This window comes from uncultured Campylobacter sp., assembly GCF_938045225.1.
Classification (GTDB): Bacteria; Campylobacterota; Campylobacteria; order Campylobacterales; family Campylobacteraceae; genus Campylobacter_A.
Genome location: NZ_CALINL010000243.1, coordinates 1 through 7,788, shown reverse-complemented (window position 1 = coordinate 7,788; position 7,788 = coordinate 1). Strand labels below are relative to the sequence as shown.

The following is a 7,788-nucleotide window of genomic DNA, read 5'->3' as shown; positions in this document are numbered from 1 at the left end:
GAATCCGCGTTCAAATTTAAAATAAACGTTGCCGGTGTCGGAGTATTTAAAGCTAGGCGTTATCTCAAAGGCGTGGTTGTCCGAGTTTTTCTTGCCTTTAAAGGACGAATCGCTAGTTATCGTTCGGCCGGGCGTCATCTTTACGATGGAGTTTGAACGCCTATCCATATCGTTTCTAGCTAGCTCGAGCCTATATCCTGCGCTCAAAGAAAACTGATCGGTGAAATCGTGCTTTTCTAGTACGTAAAACGAATGCGTTTTCTTTTCTACGTCAAATTTGGTCGTGACGTCGGCGCTTACCGTCATAGGGCCGCGTCTGCTCGTAGATTTTGAGTGTATAGATCTTTTGGCTTCTTGTCTTAAAAAATCGTAGCCGAATATAAAATCTCCGCTATCGTAGCTGTATTTGCCTTTAAATTTAGCCCCGGCTTGCTTGTCGGTTAGCCCTAGCGCTCCGCTGCCGCCGTCTTTGTAGGCGCTATACGAGTCCATGGTTAGCTTTTGATAATAAGGCGATAGATTAAACGTCAGCGCGTCGTTTAAATTTATAGAGTAGTCGGCGTTTACGCTAACTCTTTTGTTTAGAAAGTCGGTTTTGCTTGATCCCGCTTGCCTTCTATCCTGCTCTAGCTGAGCTTTGCTTAGAGCGCCGGTGGTGCGGCTTTTGTCTTTAAAATAGCTTGAGTTTATAGATAGCGCCTGATCGTCCGTTATCTGATAGGTTAGGCCGCCCGAGACGTAGTCCTCTTTGGTTTTATCTCCGCGTCTATAACCGTTTGAGTCCGATTTTTTCGCGTTTAGTTTTAAAGATAGCGCATCAGTTACTCCGCCGCCGACGTTTAGGGCTACGTCTTTATAGGAGTATGAGGCTAGCTTGCTAGAGACGCCTGCGTAAAATTTCTTTTTGCTCTTTTTGGTGATGATATTTATCACGCCTCCCATCGTGCCGCTACCGTATAGCACGGTGCCGCCTCCCGGGACTATCTCTATCCTATCTACGTCCTCGATAGGTATCATATCTACGGGGATTCTAGTAGGCGTAGTGTCTATCATGTTTAGCGCGACGCCGTCCACCATCACCTTTACGGTCGTGGTCGATCTAGCCGACGAGCTCCTTCTGGAGCCTTGTCCGCGCATATCTACGTTGTTGCCGTTTAGGCTGACGCCCGGAGCTTTTTCTAGCGCTTCTTTGATATCGCGGTATCCCCTGTCCTCTATCTCTTTGGCGGTTATTACCGTTACGTTTCTAACCTCGTCTTTTAGTGCGCTCTCAAAGCCAGTCGTGGTTATGACGGTGGCGTCTAGTCTAGTGGAGCTATCCTCCGCGGCGTATAAATTTAGACTTGCTATCAGCGAAAGCGCGATAGCTCCTTGGCTTGATTTAGCAATCATAGTTGTTCTCCTTGGTTAAATTTACAGGGAGATAAAACCGGGTTCATTTTCTATCCTTTGGGCTTTTTCTTGATGTTTAGCTCGACGTTTTGCGTGCCGTTATCTTTTAAAATAGAGATCAAATTTACGACCTCGCCGTAGTTTATCGCCTCATCTGCATTTAGCTTGACGCTCTCTTTTTGCTTTGGGGTCAAATTTTCGATTTGAGCGGCTAGATCTGCTAAATTTAAGCTTTTTTGCTCACCGTTTATACTCAAAAGTACTTCGCCGTTAAGCAGATAAAAAACCTCGACGTTTTTGGTCTCTTTTTCGTCTAAATTTGACGCGCTTTGGGGTAGGGCGATGTCGATGTGGGCAAATTTGTTAAAAGAGGTCGTAACCATAAAAAATAGCAAAAGCACGAATATCACATCGATCAAATTTAACATCGAGATGCCGGCGTATCTGGTCTTATCTCTGCGGACATACTTCACAGCTTCTCCTTTCAAAACTGCGGCCAAACAGGCTCATAATGCGGTTTAGATCGTTTAGGATGAAATCTATTTTCTTGCTAATCATGAGAAAAAATATCACGCAAGGAATCGCCACTATGAGCCCAAAAGCTGTCGTATAAAGCGCCTCGGAGATACCGACTGCTACGAGCGGAGCGTCCACGCCGCCGCTAAGTCCACTAAAGGCTTTTATCATGCCGACTATCGTGCCAAGCAACCCCAGCTGCGGACTCGCGCTCGCGCAAAGTCCCAGTATCCACGTGCGCCGCTCAAGTGAGGTTAGCTGCATGGATACGGCCTCCTCGGCGATGTAGTCGATCTGCGTTTTGCTAGCGCCTTCACCCAAATTTTCCACTACGAAAAGCGCGGTTTTAGCAAGCGAGTTTTTGTAGCTTTTGCAAAATTCTTTGATTTTTGCGTAGTCGCCTTCTAAAATGAGATTGCAAAGCTTGATCTTAAACGAACTAGTCGCGTCTATCTCGGTAAATAAAAAATACGCTCCTTTTTCAAGAAGCACCGCGATACCGAGCACCGAGAGGCAAAATATCGGCCACATAAAGATACCGCCGACTTCTATATACTCAAACATTTTAATCCTAATATTAATTATCAAAAGCGGTTTATTATACCGCCGTTATCATTAATCGGTAATAAAATTTGACGAGATTTCATAGCGTTAAATAATAAAATCCAAATAACTTTTTGCAGAAAAGTAGAGCGTCCAAAAAGGCAAATTTAGGGCACAGAACCCTAAATTTAGCGGTTTAGTAAGTGTATTTAAACTCTACGTAGTAGTTTCGCTCGTTTGCCGGGCTATACTCGTAGATGCCGGTTTGGTTGTTTTTGCCTTGGTAGTCGTAGTATTTTTTGTTAAAGAGATTTTTTACGCTTCCGGTTATACCAAATCCATTTTTAAATTTATACGAAACGCCCGCGTCCACGATGCTGCGAGAGGAGATGTCGTCGTAGTTTAGGTCCTTTTTCTTGGAGTAAAATTTGTAGTCCGCAAACAGGTGCAAGTCGCTCACGATCTCGTAGTCCGCGCCGAATATAAATTTGTGTTTTGAAACGTAGGGCACCTCTTTGCCCGCGTTATCGCCCTTTTTGATCGTCGCGTTTACGTAGGTGTAGGACTGGCTCAAAATCAGCCTATCAAAGACGTTTTGCCTGCTAAAAAACTCAAATCCGTAGCGTCTGGTTTTTGCGATGTTGTAGTATTTCCAAGCGTCTCCGTGATTGGCCCCTAGCTCGGCGTAGGCTATCTCGTCGCTAGTGTCGGTTAAAAACACGGTAGCATTTACCGGCATGCTCGCGACGTGGTCTTTTAGCCCGATCTCGTAGGTGTTAAATTTCTCGGATTTTAGATCGTTAAATTTGTACTGCTTGGTCACCTGATCTTTGTCGGTTAGCTGAGAAGGTGATGGCGAGATGTAGCCGCGCTCAAATTTAAAATATACGTTTCCCGTGTCTGAGTATCTAAAATTGGGCGTAAACTCAAACGCGTGGTTGTCGATATCTCTGCCGTCGCTTATGGCGTTATAGCTAGTCATCGGAGGAAAAGGCATGCTGTTTCTAAAGCCCTTCATATCTAAAACCCTTCTAGCCTCGTACTGCGCGCGCTCAAATCTATACCCAAGGCTTAGATCAAAAACCTGCGTAAATTTATGCTTTTCCATAAAATAAAGTGCGTGCGTGGTCTTTTGTAGATCAAGCGTCGTGTCGTGCTTTAGGCTTATCACGGGCGATGTTTTTACCTCGTAGTGCGACTCTCTATCGCCTTTGTTTTGCTCGTAGTCGTAGCCAAAGATAAACTCGCCACTGCCGTAGTCAAGCTTGTTTTTAAAATTTACGCCGTATTTTTTATCGCCGAAAAGTCCTTGCGACGGATAGCGCACGCCGCGAGCCGACTCGGTCGAGGAGGTTTTGATTTTGATTTTTTGATAATACGGCATCAAATTTACCGAGTAAAAGTCGTTAAATTTGCCCTCGTAAACGGCGCTAACGCCGATTTTCTCGTTTTCAAAGAGCTTTGTTAGGCCGTTATTTGCATTTTGCCTGCGGTTTTGCGAGACTTGATCTTGGGTTAGGGTGCCCGGATCGTTCCTTTTTGATTTAAATATGCTAGGCGTCAAATTTAGTGAGTGAGAGTCGTTAAATTTGTAGTTTAGCCCGCCGCTTAGGTAGTTTTGCACTCCTTGTAGTCGTGTCTGTAGCCTTTTTGACCGAAGGCCTTGTCGCTAAATTTTAAAAACAGATCCTCGCTCACGTTTCCGCCGACGGTGGCTGCGGCGTCGCGGTAGCTATACGAGCCTATCTTGGAGCTCACGTTTGCGAAAAAATCTCGCGGCTTTTGCTTGGTGATGATATTTACCACGCCGCCTCTAGTGCCGCTGCCGTAGAGCACGGCTCCGCCTCCCGGCATCACTTTGACCTGCTCGATGTCCTCGATCGCGATCATCTCAAGCGGTATTATGCCATGCGCCGCATCGACCATATTTATCGGTACTCCGTTTAGCATGATTTTTACGGCCATAGTCGGCGTCGCGCCGTCTCCGCGCATACCTTGTCCGCGCATGTCTATGTTTTCGCCTAGGCTTGAGGTGCTGACGAAATCGACGCTAGGGATCTTTTCTACGAGCTCTTTTACCGAGCGGTAGCCGTAGGCCTCGATGTCTGTTTTGGTTACGACGAATATATTTCTAGTCTCGTCTTTTAGCGTGCTTTCAAAACCCGTCGCCGTTACTATGGCGGCGTCAAGCGTGATGTTTTGGGTTTGTGCGTTTAGGCTCGCGGCTGCTACTAGCGACAAAAGTATAAATTTGCCGCCTTGCGCGCCTAATCTTTTTTTGCTCATTTTAACTCCCTTCGATTTTATCATAATTAATAATAAAAATCAATTTATGTAAGTTTAATTTATAAAATAGAAATTCGAGTGGGATTTCGGGTTTAAATTTGCAGACGATTTTGAGCGTTTAAATCGTAAAATTTAAAGAACAAATTTTAAAGGCTTTAAAAATAAATTTGATGCGAGGTAAAGCTTGGAAGGGTTTAAATTTGAGGGTTAAATTTGGCGTAAAAACAAGCGAGCGCGCTAAATTTACGCTCCGGCTAAAGAGGCGCAAGGGGAGGATTCAGCCCTCCATGCTGTTTACGATGTTTATGACCTCGTCGCGTAGGCTCTCGACCGTTAGTTCGGCTTTTTTCTCAAACGGCACGAAGACCTCGCCCTCGTCGCAGGCGATATGCATGCCGTCCTCGGTGATATCGGTCATTTTGACGTTTTGCGGGTTGGTAAAGCCGCCAAATTTCGCGCACATATCCTCCGTAAGGCCGATGAAGTTATCGTTCATCATGCCTAGCGCCATCTCTTTGGCTTCTCTTGCCTCTTCGCTTAGCTGCATTATGTCTCCTTGTTTAAAATGATATCCGTTATTTTAACCGTTTTTAGCTGAATTTTAGCCCTTAACGAGCGCGGTTTGCCCGTTTCGTATCTCGTAAATTTTATCCGCCGCGTCAAAATACGCATCGTCGTGGCTGATCGCAAAAATCGTGTAGCCTTGCGCCTTTAACTCGGGCAAAAACTCAGTGTAAAAATGCCGCCTAAACTCTGGGTCTTGATCGGCTGCCCACTCGTCTAGGATCAAAAATTTGCGCTTTTCAAGCAGCGCCGCGACCATCGCGAGGCGTTTTTTCTGGCCTTGGGAGAGATTTAGGGTGCTAAAAATCCCGTCCTTGACGCTTACTTTATTTTCTATCGACATCTTTTTTAGCAGCCCCTCTATCAGCGCTTCATCGTCGCTCATTACTTCGTCAAAGAGATAAAAGTCGCTAAACACCGCGCTAATCGTGTTTGCGTAGCTTTTTAAATTTGACTCGGTGATTTTGACGTCATCTGCAAACATCTCGCCGCTTTTTGGCGCTAAAAGCCCCGCTAAAATCATAAACAGCGTGCTTTTGCCGCTACCGTTTTTACCGATCAAAAATACCGTCTCGCCGCGCCTAATCTCTAAATTTATATCCTTTAGCGCAAATTCGCTCCCCTCGTCGTAGGCGAAATTTATATCTTTTAGGCGCAGTTTTTGCCAAATTTGCGGAGCCGTCTCGCCCAGCTCAAATTCAGGCTCAAATGGCGCTAGGTCCAGCTTTTTTAGCCGCTCGTAGGCGATGCGCGCGCGAAAGACGCTAGGCACTGAGTAAAGCAGCATCATGAGAGGCGCTCGCAAAAAAAGTATCGCTAAGGCCACTGTAATCGCATCCTGCAGGCTAGCAACCTCGTAGGCTAGGCAAAAATATATCTCGATGCCCACGGCGCCTAGCATCACGGTGTTTAGCCAGTTGCTCATAAAGGACTGATGGATCTCGGCTTTTACGATATTTTCGCGCAGGCTTTTTGCGTTTGGTATAAAACGGTCCCAAAAAAGCCGCTTTGCGCGGGCTAAATTTAAGCTAAGCTCCCTATGCCCCTCGATGCAGGTCTGATAGTCGCGGTATAGCGCGTCCTCACCGTTACGGCATTGTTCGTAGTATTTGTGGATATTTTTGATGAAGTATCGGCAAATCCATGTCGCTGCACTCATCCAAAGCACCAAAAACACGAAAATCTCGGCCGAGATATAAAGCACGTAAGCGCCCGTCGCGCCGATGATGAGCATGCCTTGGATGATGCTTGGCACCTGCATAAAGCCGTCGGTTAGGCTACGCACGTCGCTTGAGAGCGAGGCGATCAAATTTGACTTGCCCGCGGCTACGATTTTTTGATTTGCGGTATCTAGGATCCGTTTTATCGTTTTGGCTCGCAGCTCGTAGACAAAGTCGTTGCCGATTACGCTAAGAGCGATGCGCGAGAGCACCGAAAAGCCCAAAAACAAAATCAAAAGCGCAAAAAATGCGAGCAAAATTTGAGCGTCTTGTTCTTTTAAATTTAAGAGGTATTTGTTGATAAAGGCTAGTATCAGGATCCCAGAGCCGCTAAAAACGGCGCTAGATACGATCATGGCGATGATTTGCCAAAGCGTTTTTTTTGATATTTTTTTAAACATTTTCATTCTTTTTGAGAGCTTATTTCATTTTAGCCACCATTTTATAAGAATATTTTTAAAATTTCGCTAAAATCGGGCTTTATTTAAAGGAGAAATTTGCAAACGGTTTTGCGGGTCGTATCGACCAAAACTGAAGCCAAAAAATCGACGTTTTTATGTTTTTTGTGTCCGATTTGCGAGTTTAAAGCCCTTCACGAGCGCCTAAAGGCCGAGCATCCAAAGGCCGCGCACGTCGTGTGGGCGCTGCGCGAACGAAACGGCTACGGCCAGATGGTAGAAAATCAAAGCGATGACGGCGAGCCAAAGGGCACGAGCGGGCAACCCTCGCTAAACGCGCTTAGAGGCGCCCAGCTTATAAACGCGGGCGCGCTCATCGTTCGGTATTTCGGCGGGATAAAGCTAGGCACGGGCGGACTCGTGCGAGCTTATGGCGCAGCGGTAAACGCGGCGATAGAGGAGGCTGAGGGCTGCGGCGCACTGGTTAAATTTGAGATAAAATCGCTTTGTCTGTTTTTTACGCCATATGCGCTTGGCTCGCGCTTTGAGCACTATTTTGAAAAGCGAAATCTAAGCTTTGAGCGAGAATTTAACGAGGAGGGTGCGATCTGGCGAGCGGAGTTTAACAGCGCCGAATTTGAGGAATTTCAGGCATTTGCGAGCGGGTTTGAGCAGGAGGGGTTTAGCTTCTACGCCTTGCCGTTAGCCGCGAGAGGGTAAGTTAAGAGGCAAAATTCACGTTGGGTTTATGCTAGACGGTTATAATTTCTCTAATTTTGGCTAAGGCTCGTCTCGCGAGCGCTTTTGAGAGAGATTTGAAATTTTAAGTCTGCGGCAGACTACTTGTCTAGCCTTGACTTAAAATTTCT

The 7,788-nt window shown here is 46.0% G+C and carries 8 protein-coding genes; 1 reads left to right on the top strand and 7 read right to left on the bottom strand.

Annotation, left to right across the window (positions count from 1 at the left end):
* The 7 genes from Q0200_RS08670 to Q0200_RS08640 all read right to left on the bottom strand — a co-directional run.
* A partial coding sequence (locus tag Q0200_RS08670; protein WP_297940388.1) for a TonB-dependent receptor plug domain-containing protein occupies positions 1-1,392 on the bottom strand: 1,392 nt, incomplete at its 3' end.
* A gap of 50 nt (positions 1,393-1,442) precedes the next feature.
* Positions 1,443-1,865: a biopolymer transporter ExbD gene (locus tag Q0200_RS08665; RefSeq protein ID WP_297940385.1), complete on the bottom strand. Its 423-nt coding sequence runs from the start codon at positions 1,863-1,865 to the stop codon at positions 1,443-1,445.
* On the bottom strand, positions 1,843-2,472 hold the full coding sequence (locus Q0200_RS08660) for a MotA/TolQ/ExbB proton channel family protein (protein ID WP_297940350.1): 630 nt from the start codon (positions 2,470-2,472) through the stop codon (positions 1,843-1,845). The genes Q0200_RS08665 and Q0200_RS08660 overlap by 23 nt, the downstream gene beginning before the upstream one ends.
* Positions 2,473-2,647: 175 nt before the next feature.
* Positions 2,648-4,075, bottom strand: coding sequence for a TonB-dependent receptor (locus Q0200_RS08655; protein WP_297940347.1), 1,428 nt, complete (start codon positions 4,073-4,075; stop codon positions 2,648-2,650).
* Positions 4,060-4,737, bottom strand: coding sequence for a TonB-dependent receptor plug domain-containing protein (locus Q0200_RS08650; protein WP_297940344.1), 678 nt, complete (start codon positions 4,735-4,737; stop codon positions 4,060-4,062). The genes Q0200_RS08655 and Q0200_RS08650 overlap by 16 nt, the downstream gene beginning before the upstream one ends.
* A 277-nt stretch (positions 4,738-5,014) precedes the next feature.
* Positions 5,015-5,284, bottom strand: a complete 270-nt coding sequence (locus Q0200_RS08645) for a DUF2470 domain-containing protein (RefSeq protein WP_002949591.1) — start codon at positions 5,282-5,284, stop codon at positions 5,015-5,017.
* A gap of 54 nt (positions 5,285-5,338) precedes the next feature.
* Positions 5,339-6,922: a cyclic peptide export ABC transporter gene (locus tag Q0200_RS08640; protein ID WP_297940340.1), complete on the bottom strand. Its 1,584-nt coding sequence runs from the start codon at positions 6,920-6,922 to the stop codon at positions 5,339-5,341.
* Between the two features lie 96 nt (positions 6,923-7,018).
* Between Q0200_RS08640 and Q0200_RS08635 the strand changes: the two genes are divergently transcribed.
* Positions 7,019-7,639 (top strand): YigZ family protein, encoded by a 621-nt coding sequence (locus Q0200_RS08635; protein ID WP_297940338.1) that lies wholly within the window; start codon positions 7,019-7,021, stop codon positions 7,637-7,639.
* The last annotated feature ends 149 nt before the right edge of the window (positions 7,640-7,788 follow it).

Excerpts from the sequence above, each read along its gene's own strand:
- Q0200_RS08640 (WP_297940340.1), bottom strand. The coding sequence starts at position 6,922 with ATGTTTAAAAAAATATCAAAAAAAACGCTTTGGCAAATCATCGCCATG.
- Q0200_RS08645 (WP_002949591.1), bottom strand. The coding sequence starts at position 5,284 with ATGCAGCTAAGCGAAGAGGCAAGAGAAGCCAAAGAGATGGCGCTAGGC.
- Q0200_RS08660 (WP_297940350.1), bottom strand. The coding sequence starts at position 2,472 with ATGTTTGAGTATATAGAAGTCGGCGGTATCTTTATGTGGCCGATATTT.
- Q0200_RS08650 (WP_297940344.1), bottom strand. The coding sequence starts at position 4,737 with ATGAGCAAAAAAAGATTAGGCGCGCAAGGCGGCAAATTTATACTTTTG.